This is a genomic window from Shewanella inventionis (assembly GCF_014641855.1).
Lineage (GTDB): Bacteria > Pseudomonadota > Gammaproteobacteria > Enterobacterales > Shewanellaceae > Shewanella > Shewanella inventionis.
Window position 1 is genome coordinate 66,852 of the sequence record NZ_BMII01000011.1, and the last position, 20,359, is coordinate 87,210.

The 20,359-nt window shown below is 42.1% G+C and carries 14 protein-coding genes and 1 pseudogene; 14 read left to right on the forward strand and 1 reads right to left on the reverse strand.

All coding sequences use genetic code 11. The features are described 5' to 3' along the window. Positions 1–133: 133 nt before the first annotated feature. The 12 genes from relA to rpoS all read left to right on the forward strand — a co-directional run bounded on the left by relA (position 134) and on the right by rpoS (position 12,848). On the forward strand, positions 134–2,341 hold the full coding sequence (gene relA / locus IEW93_RS07935; protein WP_188738729.1) for a GTP diphosphokinase: 2,208 nt from the start codon (positions 134–136) through the stop codon (positions 2,339–2,341). A gap of 95 nt (positions 2,342–2,436) precedes the next feature. Next, a complete protein-coding gene (gene mazG, locus IEW93_RS07940) occupies positions 2,437–3,249 on the forward strand; it encodes a nucleoside triphosphate pyrophosphohydrolase (protein ID WP_188738801.1) in 813 nt (270 codons plus the stop codon). A 114-nt stretch (positions 3,250–3,363) separates the two neighbouring features. Further along, positions 3,364–5,001: a CTP synthase gene (pyrG, locus tag IEW93_RS07945; RefSeq protein ID WP_188738731.1), complete on the forward strand. Its 1,638-nt coding sequence runs from the start codon at positions 3,364–3,366 to the stop codon at positions 4,999–5,001. Between the two features lie 276 nt (positions 5,002–5,277). Continuing rightward, on the forward strand, positions 5,278–6,579 hold the full coding sequence (gene eno / locus IEW93_RS07950) for a phosphopyruvate hydratase (RefSeq protein ID WP_188738733.1): 1,302 nt from the start codon (positions 5,278–5,280) through the stop codon (positions 6,577–6,579). 100 nt (positions 6,580–6,679) lie between these two features. Continuing rightward, a complete protein-coding gene (gene ftsB / locus IEW93_RS07955) occupies positions 6,680–6,979 on the forward strand; it encodes a cell division protein FtsB (RefSeq protein WP_188738735.1) in 300 nt (99 codons plus the stop codon). A gap of 61 nt (positions 6,980–7,040) precedes the next feature. Then, complete coding sequence (gene ispD, locus IEW93_RS07960) at positions 7,041–7,745, forward strand: 2-C-methyl-D-erythritol 4-phosphate cytidylyltransferase (protein WP_188738738.1); 705 nt, start codon at positions 7,041–7,043, stop codon at positions 7,743–7,745. 32 nt (positions 7,746–7,777) lie between these two features. Then, positions 7,778–8,263 (forward strand): 2-C-methyl-D-erythritol 2,4-cyclodiphosphate synthase, encoded by a 486-nt coding sequence (gene ispF, locus IEW93_RS07965; protein WP_188738740.1) that lies wholly within the window; start codon positions 7,778–7,780, stop codon positions 8,261–8,263. Between the two features lie 22 nt (positions 8,264–8,285). Continuing rightward, positions 8,286–9,380: a tRNA pseudouridine(13) synthase TruD gene (gene truD / locus IEW93_RS07970; RefSeq protein WP_188738742.1), complete on the forward strand. Its 1,095-nt coding sequence runs from the start codon at positions 8,286–8,288 to the stop codon at positions 9,378–9,380. Positions 9,381–9,383: 3 nt separating this feature from the next. Beyond that, complete coding sequence (gene surE, locus IEW93_RS07975; RefSeq protein WP_188738743.1) at positions 9,384–10,133, forward strand: 5'/3'-nucleotidase SurE; 750 nt, start codon at positions 9,384–9,386, stop codon at positions 10,131–10,133. After that, a complete protein-coding gene (locus tag IEW93_RS07980) occupies positions 10,130–10,765 on the forward strand; it encodes a protein-L-isoaspartate(D-aspartate) O-methyltransferase (RefSeq protein WP_188738745.1) in 636 nt (211 codons plus the stop codon). The genes surE and IEW93_RS07980 overlap by 4 nt, the downstream gene beginning before the upstream one ends. A gap of 101 nt (positions 10,766–10,866) precedes the next feature. Beyond that, complete coding sequence (locus IEW93_RS07985; RefSeq protein ID WP_373284893.1) at positions 10,867–11,799, forward strand: peptidoglycan DD-metalloendopeptidase family protein; 933 nt, start codon at positions 10,867–10,869, stop codon at positions 11,797–11,799. A 77-nt stretch (positions 11,800–11,876) separates the two neighbouring features. After that, positions 11,877–12,848: an RNA polymerase sigma factor RpoS gene (rpoS, locus tag IEW93_RS07990; RefSeq protein ID WP_188738749.1), complete on the forward strand. Its 972-nt coding sequence runs from the start codon at positions 11,877–11,879 to the stop codon at positions 12,846–12,848. Between the two features lie 86 nt (positions 12,849–12,934). Here rpoS and mutS read toward each other — a convergent pair whose 3' ends face one another. Beyond that, positions 12,935–15,511, reverse strand: coding sequence for a DNA mismatch repair protein MutS (mutS, locus tag IEW93_RS07995; RefSeq protein ID WP_188738751.1), 2,577 nt, complete (start codon positions 15,509–15,511; stop codon positions 12,935–12,937). 286 nt (positions 15,512–15,797) lie between these two features. Between mutS and IEW93_RS08000 the strand changes: the two are divergent. Beyond that, a pseudogene (locus tag IEW93_RS08000) lies at positions 15,798–16,683 on the forward strand (recombinase RecA). Between the two features lie 687 nt (positions 16,684–17,370). After that, a complete protein-coding gene (gene alaS, locus IEW93_RS08005; protein WP_188738754.1) occupies positions 17,371–19,995 on the forward strand; it encodes an alanine--tRNA ligase in 2,625 nt (874 codons plus the stop codon). Positions 19,996–20,359: the final 364 nt, after the last annotated feature.

The following is a 20,359-nucleotide window of genomic DNA, read 5'->3' on the forward strand; positions in this document are numbered from 1 at the left end:
TAAACATGTTTGAATTGACAAACGTATTTAGGGCTTCAAGATAACGTACTCAGTTGTCGTTTTTCCTTCATTTCGCCATGAATCAGCGAAGTGACGGTGGGTAAAAGTCGGTCATGCGGCTAAGGAAGGGTTCATGGTATCTGTTCGCGAAGCACATTTTAATACGCAAGCATTCCAATTAGATGAGTGGGTCGCCCGTTATATTGACGATAAAGACGATGCTCAAACACTATTAGCGTTGATCCAGCAAGTTGAGGCCTTACCGGTCAAAAATAAGCTGGCTCACACCGAATTGCTTGCGCGTGCTCGTGAAATGATCGAGATTTTAGCGCCCCTTAACATGGACATCGAAACGCTACAGGCAGCAGTGCTGTTTTTAATGCATGAGGCGGGTGTTTTAAACGACGAACAATTAGCTGAAAAATATGGCAATAATTTAGCAAAACTGGTCGCCAGTGTGGTGACCATGAATGCCATAGGCGCGCTAAAAGTGAGTGAGAACTCGCGTGATGCCGAACCGCAAATCGACAACATTCGCAAAATGTTATTGGCCATGGTCGAAGACGTACGTGCAGTGGTGATTAAGCTTGCCGAGCGTGTATGTTTACTACGCGCGGTAAAAAATGCCGACGAAGAAACACGTGTATTATTGGCCCGTGAAATTGCCGATATATACGCGCCATTAGCTAACCGTTTAGGTATTGGGCAGCTAAAATGGGAACTTGAAGACATCTCGTTTCGCTATTTGCACCCAACCGTTTATAAAGATATTGCCAAACAACTTGATGGTAAACGTGTTGATCGCGAAGTATTTATTGAAAAGTTTGTTTCTCAGCTACAGCAACGTCTAGACAACGACCAGATCCGTGCCAAAGTCTATGGCCGCCCTAAGCATATTTACAGCATTTGGCGTAAAATGAAGGGTAAAGATCTTAAGTTTGATGAACTGTTTGACGTACGTGCAGTGCGGATCGTGACTGAGCGATTACAAGATTGTTATGGCGCGTTAGGCGTAGTGCATGATCTATGGCACCACATTCCACGTGAGTTTGATGATTACGTCGCCAACCCTAAACCTAATGGATACCAATCAATACATACCGTAGTGGTTGGCCCAGAGGGTAAAACCGTTGAAATTCAAATCCGAACCGAAGCCATGCATCAAGACTCTGAGCTTGGTGTGGCTGCGCATTGGAAGTACAAAGAAGGTGCGGGTAACGCCAAACAAACCGGTTATGAAGAAAAAATTAACTGGCTACGTAAAATTTTACAGTGGCAAGAAGATGTGGCCGAAAGCGGCAACCTTGTAGATGAAGTTCGCAGCCAGGTATTTGAAGACCGAGTTTATGTGTTTACCCCTAATGGTGAAGTCGTTGACTTACCTTTAGGCTCGACCGTGCTCGACTTTGCTTATTATATTCACTCTCAGGTGGGGCATAAGTGTATTGGTGCCAAAGTTGATGGCCGTATTGTGCCATTTACCTACCAGGTTGAAACGGGTGAACGTATTGAAATCATTACATCAAAAACGCCTAACCCTAAACGTGACTGGTTAAATCCTAACTTAGGCTATATCAAGTCGTCTCGTTCACGCTCTAAAATACAGCATTGGTTTAAACAGCAAGATCGCGACAAAAATATTGCTGCGGGTAAAGAGATGCTCGAGTCTGAGTTGTCGCGTGTGGGATTAAAAATTAAAGATGCTGTAGTTGCAGTAGAGCGTTTTAACCTCAATAGCATGGATGATATGTTAGCCGCTATTGGTGGTGGTGACTTACGCTTAAATCAAGTGGTGAACTTTACCGAAACGAAAGTGCGTAAAGTTGAAGATACTGACGAAGATTTAGTCGAAGACATCCTTAAAAAAGCGTCCCACAAACCTAAAAAAACCGGTAAAGGCCAGGTTGAGGTTAACGGTGTAGGCAACTTAATGAGCCATATTGCGCGTTGTTGCCAGCCTGTACCTGGCGATGAGATTTTTGGTTATATCACTATGGGCCGTGGTATTTCAGTACATCGAAGTGACTGTGAACAAGTTAAAGAGCTAATGCGCGCGCATCCTGAACGCAGCGTTGATGTTATTTGGGGTGAGAACTATTCAGGTGGATACCGTATAAGAGTAAGAGTATTAGCTCATGATCGCAGCGGCTTATTGCGCGATTTAACCACGGTATTAGCCGCAGAAAAGTCTAATGTCATGGCAATGAGTTCATCCTCTGATGTGAAAACTCAAACCGCGACAGTTGAGCTTGAACTTGAACTATATAATCTTGACGGTTTGTCACGCATTATTGCCAAATTATCGCAAGTTGATGGGGTTGTTGAGTCTCGTAGACTGTAATGTAAACAAGACCATTCAATGTGAAAGGCACCTTAATCCAGGTGCCTTTTTAATTTTAGTGCAGGGTAAAATATGAGGATATCAATGTGGCACCGATGCAATCATTGTTAGAGATTATGAAGCAATTACGCGATCCAAAAACTGGCTGCCCTTGGGATCTTGCTCAAGACTTTGCCACCATAGTGCCCTTTACCTTAGAAGAAGCCTATGAGGTGGTCGATACCATAGAGCGTAAAGCGTGGCAGGAATTACCCGATGAATTAGGTGATTTGTTATTTCAAGTGGTGTTTTATTGCCAGCTTGGCCAGGAACAAGGCATGTTTGACTTTGCAACCGTGGTTGAACGCATCAGCGATAAATTAACCCGTCGCCATCCTCATGTGTTTGGCATAGCAGATGAACAAGTGAGCGGCTCGATTACCAATACCCAAGAATTAAGCCAAGCTTGGGATAAACTCAAAGCCAATGAGCGCCAACAAAAGCAACTTCACTCCGCATTAGATGATATTCCACATGCATTACCCGCGTTGTCTCGTGCACGTAAAATTCAACACAGGGTGGCAAAAGTCGGCTTTGACTGGGCCGAACTTGAGCCTGTGGTGGCAAAAATCCATGAAGAAATCGATGAAGTGCTTGTTGAGGTGAACAAGAGTCAGGATGACCCCACCTATTCTCAGGCACATATTCAGGACGAAATGGGCGATTTATTATTTGCGGTGGTCAATTTAGCCAGGCATTTAAAGGTCGACCCTGAACAAGCCTTACGCCAAGCCAACAACAAATTTGAGCGAAGATTTAGAGGCGTAGAACAGTATGTTGCCGACAGCACAAAAGCCATTGAGCAGCATACGTTAGCTGAATTAGATAGCTACTGGGACAAAGTCAAACAAGACGAAAAGGCAAATTAAACCAAAATTAGCGTGTTTAAGTTTGTCGAATCGCAGTGGCTTTGATATACTATCGCCCCGTCCTAGTGCTTTCTTACAAGCACGTATTTTCCAACACATTTTCTCAGGTTCAGCATGACTACAAGGTATATCTTCGTTACTGGTGGCGTTGTTTCATCACTAGGTAAAGGCATTGCAGCGGCGTCGCTAGCAGCAATTTTAGAGGCTCGTGGCCTCAATGTAACCATTATGAAACTGGACCCATACATTAACGTCGATCCAGGTACCATGAGCCCTACTCAGCACGGTGAAGTATTCGTGACTGAAGATGGCGCTGAAACCGACCTCGATTTAGGTCACTACGAGCGTTTTATTCGCACTAAAATGAACCGCCGCAATAACTTCACAACAGGCCGTATTTATGAAGAAGTACTTCGTAAAGAGCGTCGTGGTGATTATTTAGGCGCAACCATTCAGGTTATTCCGCATATTACTAATGCGATTAAAGAAAAAGTGCTTGAAGGTGGCGAAGGCCACGATGTGGCAATCGTAGAAATTGGCGGCACAGTGGGTGATATTGAATCATTGCCATTCCTTGAGTCTATTCGTCAATTAGGTGTTGAGCTAGGACGCGAACGTACCTTATTTATGCACTTAACTTTAGTGCCATTCTTAGGTGCCGCAGGCGAAGTTAAAACTAAGCCAACACAGCATTCTGTGAAAGAGTTACGTTCTATTGGTATTGCGCCAGACGTATTGGTTTGTCGTGGCGATCGTGCTATTCCTGCCAACGAAAAAGCTAAAATCTCGTTATTCTGTAACGTTGAAGAGCGCGCTGTTATTTCTTTAAAAGACGTAGACAGTATTTATAAAATCCCAGCTTTATTACGTTCGCAAGGCTTAGATGACTTAGTGATTAAGCGTTTCCATTTGGATTGTAACGAAGCTGATTTGTCTGAGTGGGAAAACGTAATTTATCAAGAAGCCAACCCTAATGGTGAAGTGACCATTGGTATGGTGGGTAAATACATCGAACTACCCGATGCCTATAAGTCAGTTAACGAAGCATTAAAGCATGCGGGTTTAAAAAATCGCGTGACTGTGAATATCAAATATATTGATTCACAAACCGTTGAAGCTAAAGGCGAAGAAGTGTTACAAGGCTTAGATGGTATTTTAGTACCAGGTGGTTTTGGTGAGCGTGGTGTTGAAGGTAAAATTTTTGCAGCGAAATTTGCCCGCGAAAATAACCTGCCTTACTTCGGGATTTGTTTAGGTATGCAAGTTGCGCTAATCGAATTTGCTCGCCATGTAGCGGGTCTAGAGGGCGCACATTCTACTGAATTTAACTCGCAAACACCTTATCCTGTTGTAGGCTTGATTACCGAATGGATTAACGAAGATGGCGATGTTGAAAAACGTCATGAGTCTTCTGATTTAGGCGGTACTATGCGTTTAGGTGCTCAATTATGCCACTTAAAAGAAGGCTCTAAAGCGGCAACTGCATATAACTCTACAACCTGTGTTGAGCGCCACCGTCATCGTTACGAAGTGAACAACAACTACATAGAGCGTCTTGAAAAAGCCGGTTTGGTGTTTAGTGGTTTGTCTTCAGATCGTAAATTAATTGAAATGATCGAATTACCAAATCACCCTTGGTTTGTTGCCGGTCAATTCCACCCAGAATTCACTTCAACGCCACGTGATGGACACCCATTATTTGAAGGGTTTATAGCTGCATCAGCAGCGTACCAAAAACGTGACTTAAGTTAATTGACGCTAGCCGCTAATGTTACTGCATTAGCGGCTTTTTTGTTTAAGATGTATGCGTTAGATCAAATAATCGTCTTACGGATACCTTGTCAAAGTTAAAACTAAGTTGAAGCTAAGACCAATTCGATTTATCCTAAGCCTAGATAGAATAAAATTACTAAACTGAAAGTTACATACCAATAAATCGGCAATATCGATACTTAATGAGTGGTTTATTGTTATTGGCTTTTAACTTTTATCAAATTTTTTAATTTACTGACACAGTACGAGGATATTATGGCTAACATTATTAAAGTGATTGGTCGCGAGATTATGGATTCGCGTGGTAACCCAACCGTTGAAGCAGAAGTGCATTTAGAAGGCGGTTATGTAGGCATGGCTGCTGCACCGTCTGGTGCATCTACTGGTAGTCGTGAAGCGCTAGAACTTCGTGACGGCGACAAAGCACGCTATTTAGGTAAAGGCGTATTAAACGCTGTTGCTGCGGTTAATGGTCCAATTGCTGAAGCCCTAAAAGGTAAAGATGCTTTGGCTCAAGCTGAAATTGACCAAATCATGATTGACTTAGATGGCACCGAAAACAAAGCTAAATTTGGCGCTAATGCAATTTTAGCCGTATCACTTGCCACTGCCAAAGCTGCAGCTGCTGCAAAGCACGTTCCATTATATGCTCACATTGCTGACTTAAATGGCACACCAGGTGTGTACTCTATGCCATTGCCTATGATGAACATCATCAATGGCGGTGAACATGCAGACAACAGTGTTGATATTCAAGAGTTTATGATCCAACCTGTTGGCGCTAAAAACTTCCGTGAAGCTTTACGCATGGGCGCAGAAGTATTCCACAGCCTTGCTAAAGTATTAAAATCACAAGGCCATTCAACTTCTGTTGGTGATGAAGGTGGTTTCGCACCAAACCTAGAGTCAAATGCTGCTGCACTTGCTGCGATTAAAGTGGCTGTATCAAATGCCGGCTATGAACTAGGTAAAGATATTACTCTTGCTCTTGATTGTGCCGCTTCTGAGTTTTACAACAAAGAAGAAGGTATTTACGATCTTAAAGGTGAAGGTAAGCAATTTACTTCAGAAGAGTTTAACTACTTCTTAGAAGATCTTGTAAATCAATATCCAATCGTGTCTATCGAAGACGGTCTAGATGAATCTGATTGGGATGGTTTTGCTCATCAAACTAAATTGTTAGGTGACAAAATTCAGTTAGTGGGTGACGATTTATTTGTAACCAACACTAAAATCCTAAAACGCGGTATCGATAACGGTATTGCAAACTCTATTCTGATTAAATTCAACCAAATCGGTTCATTAACTGAAACTTTGGCAGCAATCAAAATGGCTAAAGATGCAGGCTTCACTGCTGTGATTTCTCATCGTAGCGGTGAAACTGAAGATTCAACCATTGCTGACTTAGCTGTTGGTACTGCTGCTGGTCAAATCAAAACGGGTTCTTCAAGCCGTAGTGACCGTGTTGCAAAATACAACCAATTGCTTCGTATTGAAGAAGCATTAGGTGCAAAAGCGCCATTTAATGGTCTAAAAGAAGTGAAAGGCCAAGCATAAATTTTTGCTATAGCTTAAAAAAGGCCACCACTAGGTGGCCTTTTTTGTTGTACTATATCCAACATACATTTTAAGGGTTAACACAACGTAACTTAATATTATGAAACAATTAATATTACTAATGATTGGATTACTGGCTGTATTGCAATATCGACTATGGCTTGGGGATAACAATTTATCTGAATATTTCGTGCTGCAGACCCAAATTGAAGCGCAGCAGCAGAGTAACGAAAAACTCGTGGCTCGCAATCAGATCCTTAAAGAAGAAATCATTGATTTAAAAAGTGGCACCGAAGCCATTGAAGAGCGTGCCCGAAACGAACTTGGCATGGTCAAAGAAGGCGAAACATTTTATCGTGTTATCGGTACCGATTCTCGCGAACAACCGTTCAATCCATAGTTTAACGTGTGGCAACTTATGTGCGTTAAACTAGCTATAATTATTTTCAGACTGGTTTACTATGCAAAACAACCCTAAATCCATTATTGCCATTGTTCCCGCTGCAGGTATTGGCAGTCGTATGGGGGCTGATAAACCAAAGCAATATTTAATGCTTGGTCAACAGAGTATTTTGGCACATACACTCGATGTACTGTTATCTCATACAGATATCTCGCAAGTTATCGTCGCTTTACACCCACAAGATCAGCATTTCAAACAATTACCCCAAGCAACACACCCCAAACTGAGTCTTGTTATAGGTGGTGGCGAACGAGCTGACTCTGTACTTGCAGCACTTGATTATGCGTTAGCTATTAATCCTCAGGCATGGGTGTTAGTGCATGATGCAGCAAGACCTTGTTTGCGTCATGAAGATATCAACAAATTGATTGGTTCAGTGGAACAACACCCCCAAGGTGCAATTTTAGCCGCACCTGTGCGTGACACCATGAAGCGTAGCGACGCCAGTGGTCAAATCACAAGTACCGTGGACCGCGCTTTATTATGGCATGCATTAACACCGCAATTTTTCCCTATAACAAGCTTGCATCGCAATTTATCTCAGGCGTTAGCCGCGAAAGTGAGTATTACTGACGAGGCGAGTGCAATGGAATGGGCAGGGGTTCGTCCTGGTTTAGTTAATGGCCGTGTTGATAATATAAAAGTGACTCACCCTGATGATTTGCAACTTGCCGCTTTATTTATCTCGCAAGCACAACAATGACATTGTAAAAAAACCTTATTACAAGGATTATCATGAATATACGTATTGGTCATGGCTTTGATGTACATAAGTTTGGTGGTGATAAGCCGCTTATTTTAGGCGGCGTAGTTGTCCCATATGAAACTGGATTAATCGCCCATTCTGACGGTGATGTGGTGTTACATGCCGTAAGTGATGCTATTCTCGGAGCAATGGCGCTAGGCGACATCGGTAAGCATTTTCCTGACACTGACGCTAACTTTGCGGGTGCTAATAGCCGTGAATTGTTAAAGCATTGCTATTTACTCGCACGTAAAAAGCAGTATGTTATTGGCAACTTGGATGTCACAGTTATTGCTCAAGCGCCAAAGATGGCGCCGCATATTGAAGCAATCCGATTATGTTTAAGTGACGATTTACAAACGGATATCGATAACATCAATGTGAAAGCCACTACTACTGAAAAATTGGGTTTTACAGGGCGTAAAGAAGGTATTGCTGTTGAAGCTGTGGTACTGATGGTAAGCCAATCGCGTTAATAATATAGAGAATCTGTATCAGATGAACGAATTACATTACCTTTTGGGTAAACCGTTAAGCCAAGCCGATTTACGTACTCACAATAGCGATTTTATTGTCAAAGAAATTTTGCCTTTTACCCCAACAGGAGAAGGCGAACACCACATGCTGCATATTCAAAAAAATGGCTTGAACACAGTATATGTCGCTGAAATAATTGCCAAGTTTGCAAAAGTGCATCCAAAAGAAGTCACCTTCGCAGGGCAAAAAGATAAAAATGCCATTACTGAGCAGTGGTTTGGTGTACGTATACCCGGTAAAGAAACTCCTGAGTGGGCGCAATTAAATAACGATAAGCTCACGGTGTTATCGAGCAGTCGTCACAGCAAGAAATTACGAATAGGTGCATTGCTCGGAAACCGTTTTGTATTGACCTTGCGCAATATTACCGATATTGCAGACCTTAAGTCTCGGTTAACGCATATTGCTGCCACCGGAGTACCTAACTATTTTGGCGAACAACGCTTTGGACATGATGGCAAAAACCTAGTGATGGGGCGTCAAATGCTAAACGGCGGCCGCAATGTTAAAGATCGCAATAAACGCAGTATGTATTTATCAGCTGTTCGTTCAAACATATTTAACCTGGTCGCATCTCATCGTTTAGCCACACATCAAACACAACCATTAGTCGGTGACTGTGTAATGCTTGCTGGCAGTAAAAGTTATTTTACTGTTGATGCTTGGGACGATGTACTTAACCAGCGCCTTGCTGAAAAAGACATACAATTGTCTGCACCATTATGGGGGCGAGGAACTCCTTTGGCTAAAGAGACCGCTCTTGAAGTCGAAATGGCAGCGTTAACCGATTATGCAAATGATTTGTCTGGGCTTGAAAATGCCGGTTTAAGCCAAGAAAGACGACCTTTGTTACTTGAACCACAAGGAATGAAATGGCAATTTGATGCCGATGTGTTGACCCTTGAGTTTATGTTACCTGCAGGTAGCTATGCGACATCTGTTTTGCGTGAACTTGCTGATTACCAAGATGTTCAAGAACAACAAAGACAAATAATGGTGGCAGAACAGCAAGCCCAGCGTTTATTAGAAGAATCACAACAAAATAACGAGTCGTAAGTCATGATCAATATTTTAGTCAGTAATGATGATGGTGTAAGTGCCCCAGGCATTATTGCATTAACTCAAGCCTTGAGTGAGTTTGCTCAAGTGGTGACCGTCGCACCCGATCGAAATTGTTCAGGCGCGAGTAATTCATTAACCTTGACTAACCCATTAAGAATTAATAACTTAGGAAATGGTTATATTTCCGTTAATGGTACACCAACTGATTGTGTCCATTTAGCGATCAGGCAGTTATGCCCAGCAGAGCCCGATATTGTGGTCTCCGGTATTAATGCAGGTGCCAACATGGGAGATGATACTCTCTATTCCGGTACGGTTGCTGCCGCAATGGAAGGGCGTTTTTTAGGGTTACCTGCAATCGCGATTTCATTAGTCGGAAAGTCGTTAACTCATTATGATAGTGCTGCTATTTATGCGGCTAAAATTGTAAAGGGGTTATTAGCACACCCGATAAATAGCGATCAAATATTAAATGTCAATGTCCCCGATTTGCCTTTAGAGCAAATTAAAGGAATTAAAGTCACACGCTTAGGGGCAAGACATAAAGCCGAAGGCATGATAAAAACCCAAGATCCAGCTGGAAAAGATATTTATTGGCTTGGGCCAGTTGGTCGTGAACAAGATGCCGGTGAAGGTACCGATTTTGGTGCCGTTGCGGCAGGTTATGTATCAATTACACCGTTAACAGTAGATTTAACCGCATATAATCAACTACACGGATTAGCTGAGTGGGTAACAAAAATATGACTAGGGTAGCTTCAACATCAGCAATAAACTTGGCAAAAAAGTTGTCTGATGCAGGGATCCGCCACCCAGCGGTATTGCACGCAGTTGCGAATACACCGCGTGAGTTATTTCTTGACGACGCCCTAGCTCACAAAGCATATGAAAACACCGCACTTCCAATTGGGCAGGGGCAAACGATTTCCCAGCCATATATTGTTGCGCGTATGACCGAGCTTTTACTACAACATAATCCGCAAAAAGTACTCGAAATTGGTACCGGTTCTGGTTACCAAGCTGCTGTGTTGGCATCAATTATTCCGCAGTTGTTTACTATTGAACGCATTAAAGCATTGCAAATCCAGGCTAGACAACGACTTAAACGACTCGATTTGCACAATGTTTCATTTAAGTACGGTGATGGTTGGCAAGGTTGGTCTAACCGAGGCCCATTTGACGGTATTATGGTTACAGCTGCCGCGGCGTCGGTCCCGCAAGCTTTACTTGAGCAACTTGCTGATAAAGGGGTGCTGATCATTCCGGTTGGAGAAGACACCCAACAACTGCTAAAAATTACTCGAATAGGGACTCAATTCCATTCAGAGATAATAGAGGCTGTTAAATTTGTACCATTAATCAATGGTGAATTAGCCTAAAATACATGACTTCTGCTTCATGTAAGTCTGCGCAATATAGATTATCGTGTAGAATAACGTTTGTTTGTATTTTCCCTGTGTATTTTCCTTAAGGACATTGTTTGATGAATAGCGGTTGGCCAAATGGTTTGGTCTTAGCAATCATGCTCACAGGATGTAGCTTTCAAGCTGAACGTCCTGCGCCGGTTGAAAGTTTATCATCAAAAAATCACGGTCCTCGCTACCACAAAGGTTCGCTTAACACTCATCAATATAGAGTAAAAAAGGGTGACACTCTTTACTCAATAGCTTGGGGAGCTGGGCGACATTTTATTGAACTTGCTCGAGACAATAACTTACAGGCACCATATACGATTTATCCTGGGCAAATTATTCATTTATCCAGCCCAAATCGTTCTGTAGCAACACAGGTTAATTCAGCCCAATCCAACAAGTCTAATGTACAAACTCAGGCTGTCACTCAACCTTATTCATCAGTTTCTAATCGTTCTGATTTAAAAATAATTAAGCCAGCTGTTAGCGAAAAGCCCCAGCCACTGGTCGTATCAGACAGAACGAAAAAAGATCTTGATCACAAAGTCGAGCCTGCGTATTCTGTAACAACTACCCAACAAAAAATTAACCAAAATGCAAGCGGACCAGTTGTTAACTTGCCACAGCAAGTTCAGCAATGGCACTGGCCAGTCAGAGGCCGAATCATTGGATATTTTTCGGTATCTGAGCAAGGTAATCAAGGAATTAAGATTGCTGGCAATCGCGGTGATGTCATAAAAGCCGCTGCAGATGGGAGAGTCGTATATGCGGGCAATGCGCTTCGGGGATATGGCAACTTAGTAATTATCAAACATAATGATGATTTTTTAAGTGCTTATGCTCATGCAGATACGATAACGGTTAAAGAAAAGCAATATGTTAGTGCAGGGCAAACAGTTGCAAAAATGGGCAGTACAGGGACAAACCAAGTGATGCTTCACTTTGAAGTGCGTTATCACGGTAAGTCAGTCAACCCATTACGATATCTACCTAAACAGTAATTGTTTAGCAATATAAATAACGGAGGATAAGCAGTGCAGTAGATTACATATCACATATTAGGTTTGGGAGAGCAATTATGAGCCGCAAAAACAGTACTGCTTCAGCAGAACAAATTGTCGATCTAGCTAAACAACCACAAGAGGTTGCAACCAAAAATGGCGATTTGGTACAGCAACTCGAAATTGAAGAAAAAGTCCAAGATGACTTACAAAAAAATCTCGATGCCACTCAATTATATTTAGGTGAAATTGGTTTTTCTCCGCTGCTTACTGCAGAAGAAGAAGTCTATTTTTCACGTAAAGCCCTCAAAGGCTGCGAAAAATCTCGCAACCGAATGATAGAAAGTAATTTACGTCTAGTCGTTAAAATTTCCAGAAGATACAACAATCGCGGATTAGCTTTGCTCGATCTTATTGAAGAGGGCAATTTAGGCCTGATAAGAGCGGTTGAAAAGTTTGACCCTGAACGCGGTTTCCGTTTCTCAACTTATGCTACATGGTGGATTAGGCAAACTATTGAACGTGCCATTATGAATCAGACTCGCACGATCCGACTTCCTATTCATGTGGTAAAAGAACTTAATGTTTACTTGCGCACAGCAAGGCAACTCGCGCAAAAACTTGATCATGAACCCACAGCTGAAGAAATTGCTGAAAAACTCGATGTGTCAACGGGCGACGTGAGTCGTATGCTGAAACTGAATGAGCGAATTACCTCTGTTGATTCACCCATTGGAGGCGACAATGAAAAAGCATTGTTGGATGTAATTGCCGACGACGATTCAGTTGGACCTGATCATAGAGTGCAAAACGAAGATTTATCTAACTCAATTGTAGGTTGGTTAAATGAACTCAACACCAAACAACGTGAAGTATTGGCAAGACGTTTTGGTTTATTAGGATATGTGCCATCAACACTAGAAAACGTCGGTGCTGAAATTGGGTTAACCCGTGAGCGTGTTCGTCAAATACAGGTTGAAGCATTAAAACGTTTAAAAGATTTATTGGGTTCTCAAGGGTTGTCAGTTGAAGCGCTTTTTAGAGACTAATACCCACTTAAATTTACATGAGTTTCTGATGCAATAAATAATAAAAGGACACAGTTAGTGTCCTTTTTATATGGTTAATTTTATGATTAATTTACTAGCTTTTTCAGTTCATACAATAGGTCTAATGCTTGCTTTGGGGTAAAGTCATCGGGGTTTATTCGTGCCAATTTATCCAGTGCAGGAGAGGTCTCAGGCATTGGCGTAAGTAAATTCATGCTTACTTGATGAGGTATGTGCTCGGTCGCAGTAATATCGCGGTTTTCGAGTTGATGCAATTTATGCTTGGCAGCGTTAATGACTTGATTCGGAACACCAGCCAAAGCCGCGACCTGTAAACCATAGCTTTTACTTGCTGCCCCTTCCTGTACTGCGTGCATAAATGCAATAGTATCATCGTGTTCAATGGCATCTAAATGAACATTAACCACCGCGGGCAATAATTCAGGCAGCTGGGTAAGTTCAAAATAATGAGTCGCAAATAACGTCAGAGCACTGACTTGCTTAGCAAGATATTCTGCAGCTGACCAAGCAAGCGATAAACCATCATAGGTTGAGGTTCCGCGGCCTATTTCATCCATTAATACCAAACTGTTTGCTGTGGCATTATGTAAAATATTAGCGGTTTCAGTCATTTCCACCATAAAGGTTGAACGACCTGACGCCAAGTCATCCGAGGCGCCGATACGGGTAAATATGCGATCTACCTCGCCAATTTTTGCCGAGCCAGCAGGCACAAAACAGCCGATATGAGCCATTAGAGTAATTAATGCCACTTGGCGCATGTAAGTCGACTTACCCCCCATGTTAGGGCCTGTAACTATCAGCATTTTTCGTGATGGCGACAAGTCTACAGGGTTAGCGATAAATGCAGATTGACTGACTTGCTCAACAACGGGGTGGCGGCCTGCATTAATATGGATCCCAATCTCATTGGTCATTTGCGGGCATTCATAATTGAGTGTTTGTGCACGTTCGGCAAAGTTACTCAATACATCTAACTGTGCTGCTGCGGTAGCAAAAGCTTGTAACTCATGCAGTTTAGGTAACAATAAATCGAACAGTTGCTCCCACAGTTGTTTCTCAAGTGCTAAGGCTTTACCTTGGCTTGAAAGGACTTTTTCCTCGTATTCTTTTAGCTCAGGAGTAATATAGCGCTCTGTACTTTTTAATGTTTGGCGACGCTGATAGCTCAACGGCACTCTATCAGCTTGTAAGCGGCTCACTTCTATGTAGTAACCATGCACTCGGTTATAGCCCACTTTTAATGTGCTTATACCGGTTTGTTGTTTTTCTCGGGCTTCAAGCTCAACTAAATAATCATTTGCACCTTCACTGAGTTTACGCCATTCATCTAACTCTTCGTGGTAACCCGTTTTTATTACCCCGCCATCTCTAATTAACATTGGAGGGTTATCTATAATGGCCCGTTCAAGCAGGTCATGTTGCTCAGGAAACTCGCCTAATTGGGTTGCTAATGTCATCATTTGTGGCTGTTGACATTGAGACAATGTTTGCTGAATTGACGGCAATAATGCTAACGCTTGCTTTAAACGTGAAAAATCCCTCGGCCTTGCACTGCGCAGTGCTAGGCGGGCCATAATGCGCTCAATATCGCCTAAACTTTTGAGTTGTTCATGAAGAGTATGGTAAAGGTCTTGTTCAATTAATTCATTTACAGCGCTATGGCGTGATTGAATTGCATGACGATCACGAAGTGGCTCATGGATCCAACGTTGTAACATGCGGCTACCCATTGGGGTTGCAGTATTGTCTAGCACCCAAGCCAGGGTATTCTCACGTCCACCAGATAGATTTTGTGTTAGCTCTAAATTACGGCGAGTAGCGGCATCTAAAATGATTGATTCAGACTGGTTAAATCGCACAATTGAATTAATGTGCGGTAGCGCCATTTTTTGGGTGTCTTTAACATACTGCATTAAGCAGCCTGCAGCTTGTAATGCTAAGCGAGCATCACTAATGCCAAAACCATGTAGATCTTTGGTGCCAAATTGATTAAGGAGTAAATTAACGCAGGTATCATAATCAAATTCCCACTCTGGACGGCGGCGTATTCCCTTCATATTGTTAATTAACAACATGTCGGTGAAATCTTCGCTGTACAGTAATTCAGCAGGATGAGTGCGCTGGAGTTCGGCTTCTAATGCTTCACGAGTTGGGAGTTCGGCGATGACAAATCGGCCCGATGAAATATCGAGAGTGGCATAGCCAAAGCCGGTTTTACCCTGGTAAAGTGCTGCAAGTAGATTGTCTTGCCTTTCCTGTAATAAGGCTTCATCTGTTAATGTACCAGGAGTAACAATACGTACAACTTGGCGCTCAACGGGACCTTTAGAGGTTGCCGGATCGCCAATTTGCTCACATATAGCCACTGATTGGCCAATTTGCACCAACTTAGCTAAATAACCTTCCACAGCATGATAAGGAATACCCGCCATAGGAATTGGATCACCGCCACTTTTACCGCGAGCGGTTAATGAAATGCCTAATAGTTCAGATGCTTTTTTTGCATCATCATAAAATAATTCGTAAAAATCACCCATACGATAAAAGAGCAACATGTCAGCATGAGCGGCTTTTAAGCTCAAATATTGTCGCATCATAGGGGTATGTTTTTCTAAATCACTGGTATCAATTGCAGTCATTATGGACATTTCACTTTTATCTATCTTGAGATGTGGTTCTTTATGGCGCTAATCTTAACAATTTTTATCATCGGGGTATCAACCAATTATTAATAAAAATTGATTGCTGGGTAAAATATTGATGTAAAAAGGCAAATTAACGCAACATAAAAAAAAATACCCACAGCACTTGATACTGTATGACTATACAGTATACTGGTGGACATATTGAGATGCGTTACAACATTTCACCTAAATACAAATTGCATTTTACTAAACGTATTGAATGCCTTAAGAGGGTTTTACAATGAAGGTTGATCCAAATAAAGAGAAAGCACTAGCCGCCGTTTTAGGCCAAATTGAAAAACAATTTGGTAAAGGCTCAATTATGAAATTGGGCGAAGATCGCACAATGGATGTTGAAACTATCTCTACCGGTTCACTTTCGTTAGACGTAGCGTTAGGCGCTGGTGGTTTACCAATGGGTCGTATCGTTGAAGTGTACGGACCAGAATCATCAGGTAAAACCACATTAACACTTGAAGTGATTGCAGCAGCTCAACGCCAAGGTAAAACCTGTGCCTTTATTGATGCAGAGCATGCATTAGATCCTATCTATGCTAAAAAGCTAGGCGTAGATATTGATAACCTACTTTGTTCACAGCCTGACACAGGTGAGCAAGCATTGGAAATTTGTGATGCGTTAACACGCTCTGGCGCAGTCGATGTCATTATTGTTGACTCAGTAGCTGCACTTACACCTAAAGCTGAAATTTAAGTTTTATGCCTCAGTACGTTTAGATATTCGCCGCACAGGTGCAGTAAAAGAAGGTGATGAAGTTGTTGGTAACGAAACTCGCGTTAAAGTCGTAAAAAACAAAATTGCAGCTCCTTTTAAACAAGCTGAATTCCAAATTTTATATGGTCAAGGCATTAACCGTACTGGTGAATTGGTTGATTTAGGTGTACAGCACAAAATTGTTGATAAAGCCGGTGCATGGTATAGCTACAAAGGTGAGAAAATTGGCCAGGGCCGTGCCAATGCGGGTAAATTCTTAACAGAAAATCCAGCTATTGCTGCTGAAATTGATGCAACATTACGTACCATGCTACTTGCAGGCGGTGCTGCTAGCGCGTCAAGTGCTGATGACGGCGATGAAAACATTGATTTTGAAACAGGCGAAGTTTTTTAAACTAGGTTATTAAGTTTTAAAAAGTGTTAAACCTAATTAAGTAAGTCGCGGTAGCAGGCATCTGCACCGCGATTTTTTATTTCTTCAGCAAACCTTAGGGTCTGTTGAACTTTGCTGTTTGAATTTTGTTCGAGTTAAAAACGTTTTAATCGAGACGAATGGATTGATGCCTAGTCATCTAAGCAATATCCATTCAACAAAGAGTAAAACGTTTTTAGCCGAACCTTTCAGGCAGCGTTTGTTGGCCATTTTTACTGCGTTATCTACTTTTTATGTAGAATAACTACACCTCAAAGTCTCTGCCGCGCAGTTATATATGTGAGTAAAGACCAACAATTCGCTGCAAAAATAATCTTGAAAGATCAACAGACCCTCGGCTTGCTCTTATATCGTTAATTCACACCATGTCTAAACTCAGATAAGTTCTTACTGAGGTTGACCATCATCAGGTTGATTGGGTTTAAATACGTAATAATCAGTATAAATGAGTGAACAGAGGTTGCTGATTGGTATAACAACAAGCAGATTTCTGAACACATCAATCTTGGTTTTCAATCGATTTTGCTTCAAATCATAATCGGTTCGCTCGTCTCGCTTCTTTCGTTAAATTCAGTATATAATGCCTACATTTACTGGCTTGTTTGGCAAGCTGGATACTTATGTATTTTTCTACTTCAGGACCATTTCATGTTTCAGACTACAGCAGAGTTAAGAAGTGCTTTTTTAAAGTATTTTGAAGATAACGGACATCAGGTTGTTGATAGCAGCTCGCTCGTTCCCGCAAACGACCCAACACTGTTATTTACCAATGCAGGTATGAATCAGTTTAAAGATGTGTTCCTTGGTATGGATAAACGTAGCTACACTCGTGCCGTATCGTCACAACGCTGTGTGCGTGCCGGTGGTAAACACAATGACCTTGATAACGTGGGATATACCGCACGTCACCATACTTTTTTTGAAATGCTCGGTAACTTCAGTTTTGGCGATTATTTCAAAGAAGAAGCCATTCGTTTTGCTTGGACCTTTTTAACTGAAACCTTAAAGCTGCCTAAAGAGCGTTTATGCGTCACCATCTATGAAACTGATGATGAAGCTTATGACATTTGGACTCAAAAAATTGGTGTGCCAGCAGAAAGCATGATCCGCATTGGCGATAATAAAGGTGCTGCATTTGCCTCAGACAACTTCTGGCAAATGGGTGATACAGGACCATGTGGTCCATGTAGTGAAATTTTCTATGATCATGGCGATCACATTTGGGGCGGTCGCCCAGGTACTCCAGAAGAAGATGGCGATCGGTTTATTGAGATTTGGAACATCGTATTTATGCAATATAACCGTCAAGCAGACGGTGAAATGTTACCACTTCCTAAGCCGTCAGTTGATACCGGTATGGGTATTGAACGTATTGCAGCCATTATGCAAGGCGTACATTCAAACTACGAAATCGATATTTTTAAGCAATTAATTGCTAAAGCGGCTGACGTTATCGGTGTGTCTGATTTAGAAAACAAATCATTACGTGTAATAGCTGACCATATTCGTTCATGTGCGTTTTTAGTTGCCGATGGTGTGATGCCATCTAACGAAGGTCGTGGTTATGTGCTACGTCGTATTATCCGCCGTGCCGTGCGTCATGGTAACAAGTTAGGGGCTACAGAAGCCTTTTTCTATAAATTAGTCCCAACGCTGATTGACGTGATGGGTGATGCTGCAAACGGCTTAAAAGCCATGCAAGCGATAGTTGAAAAAGCATTAAAAGCTGAAGAAGATCAATTTGCTCGTACCTTAGAGCGTGGCCTTGTTATTTTAGATGGTGCATTAAACAGCCTTAAAGGTGACACGCTAGATGGCGAAACAGTATTTAAACTGTATGACACTTACGGCTTCCCTGTCGACTTAACTGCTGACGTTTGTCGCGAGCGTGATATCAATGTCGATGAAGCCGGTTTTGAAGCTGCAATGGCCGAGCAAAGAAGCCGAGCACAAGCCGCGGGTAACTTTGGTGCAGACTATAATAGCAATTTAATTATTGATGCTGAAACTGCGTTCTGTGGCTACACTGAGCTAAGTGGTGAGTCGACAATAACCGGTTTATATGTTGATGGTAAAGCGGTCGACACCGTCACTGCAGGTCAAAAAGCCATAGTGGTGTTAGCTAATACCCCATTTTATGCTGAGTCAGGCGGGCAAGTTGGTGACAAAGGGGTATTATCTGCACAAGGTATCGAGTTTGCAGTAAACGACACACAAAAGTTTGGTCAGGCTACAGGGCATCAGGGTGAATTGATTCAAGGCCAATTAGTGGTTGGGCAGACCTTGTCAGCACAAGTGGACAAAAAATTACGCCACCGTACTCAGCTAAACCATTCTGTGACTCATTTATTGCATGCAGCGTTGCGTAAGGTATTAGGCGCGCATGTGACGCAAAAAGGCTCGTTAGTAAACCCAGAGCGTTTACGTTTTGACTTTTCACATTTTGAAGCGGTAAAACCTGCTGAGTTAAAAGCCGTTGAAGAATTAGTTAACACACAAATTCGCCGCAATCATCAGTTAAAAACAGCTGAAATGGCTATCGATGAAGCAAAAGAAAAGGGTGCGATGGCACTCTTTGGTGAAAAATACGATGATCAAGTCCGTGTGGTAACAATGGGTGATTTCTCTATCGAATTATGTGGTGGAACGCACGTTGGACGTACGGGTGATATTGGTTTATTCAAAATTACCACTGAAGGCGGTATTGCTGCCGGTGTTCGTCGAATTGAAGCCGTAACGGGTGCAGCAGCTATGGCTTATGTTGCTCAGCAGCAAGCCATGTTAGATGAAGCCGCGCAATTGCTAAAATCTGATAATGCGTCAGTCGTGGCTAAATTAAAAGCACAACTAGATAAAGTGAAGCAACTTGAAAAGGATTTATCGCAACTTAAAGATAAACTCGCGGCTGCAGCAAGTGCGGATATGGCCGGTGATGCTATTGATGTCAATGGTGTGAAAGTGCTGGTTAAAATGCTTGAAGGTGTCGATCCAGGTTCACTGCGTGGTTTACAAGATGAGTTAAAGCAAAAACTAAAATCGGCTATTATCGTACTGGGTACAGCAAAAGACGGTAAGGTAAATTTAATTGCTGGTGTAAGTAACGACTTAACCAAGCAAGTTAAAGCTGGTGAGTTGGTTGCTATGGTGGCCCAGCAAGTGGGCGGTAAGGGCGGTGGTCGTCCAGATATGGCGCAGGCGGGTGGTACTCAACCAGAGAACCTAGCAGCTGCTTTAGCGTCTGTTGAGCCTTGGATTGCTGAACGATTGAGCTAACCAATATGTAAATTTGCACGTTAATTGGCACTTAAGGCATAAAGTCTAAGATATTCAGCTTTATAACTTGAGTGCCATCAGTAGATTTGGCATAGTGAAGTAACTCACTAACAGTAAAAAGCGTAAAAGGGATTGCTTGGGTAAAATGGTGATTGCAAATTCGTGTGTTAACACAAGGTCTGTAACGTTTTACTCCTGTCGTTTTGTTATTGGTTTTGCTGTTTAGATTTATTTAATACAGTGCTTAGTTCAAATATGATGAATTTGTGACTTATCACTTATTGGTAGATGTTTTTCATTGGGCTTTAGAACTTCCGAATAGATAATGCCTTATAAGCAGATGTATTTTTAAATAGATACTATG

Excerpts from the sequence above, each read along its gene's own strand:
- relA (WP_188738729.1), top strand. The coding sequence starts at position 134 with ATGGTATCTGTTCGCGAAGCACATTTTAATACGCAAGCATTCCAATTA.
- mazG (WP_188738801.1), top strand. The coding sequence starts at position 2,437 with ATGCAATCATTGTTAGAGATTATGAAGCAATTACGCGATCCAAAAACT.
- pyrG (WP_188738731.1), top strand. The coding sequence starts at position 3,364 with ATGACTACAAGGTATATCTTCGTTACTGGTGGCGTTGTTTCATCACTA.
- eno (WP_188738733.1), top strand. The coding sequence starts at position 5,278 with ATGGCTAACATTATTAAAGTGATTGGTCGCGAGATTATGGATTCGCGT.
- ftsB (WP_188738735.1), top strand. The coding sequence starts at position 6,680 with ATGAAACAATTAATATTACTAATGATTGGATTACTGGCTGTATTGCAA.
- ispD (WP_188738738.1), top strand. The coding sequence starts at position 7,041 with ATGCAAAACAACCCTAAATCCATTATTGCCATTGTTCCCGCTGCAGGT.
- ispF (WP_188738740.1), top strand. The coding sequence starts at position 7,778 with ATGAATATACGTATTGGTCATGGCTTTGATGTACATAAGTTTGGTGGT.
- truD (WP_188738742.1), top strand. The coding sequence starts at position 8,286 with ATGAACGAATTACATTACCTTTTGGGTAAACCGTTAAGCCAAGCCGAT.
- surE (WP_188738743.1), top strand. The coding sequence starts at position 9,384 with ATGATCAATATTTTAGTCAGTAATGATGATGGTGTAAGTGCCCCAGGC.
- IEW93_RS07980 (WP_188738745.1), top strand. The coding sequence starts at position 10,130 with ATGACTAGGGTAGCTTCAACATCAGCAATAAACTTGGCAAAAAAGTTG.
- rpoS (WP_188738749.1), top strand. The coding sequence starts at position 11,877 with ATGAGCCGCAAAAACAGTACTGCTTCAGCAGAACAAATTGTCGATCTA.
- mutS (WP_188738751.1), bottom strand. The coding sequence starts at position 15,511 with ATGACTGCAATTGATACCAGTGATTTAGAAAAACATACCCCTATGATG.
- alaS (WP_188738754.1), top strand. The coding sequence starts at position 17,371 with ATGTTTCAGACTACAGCAGAGTTAAGAAGTGCTTTTTTAAAGTATTTT.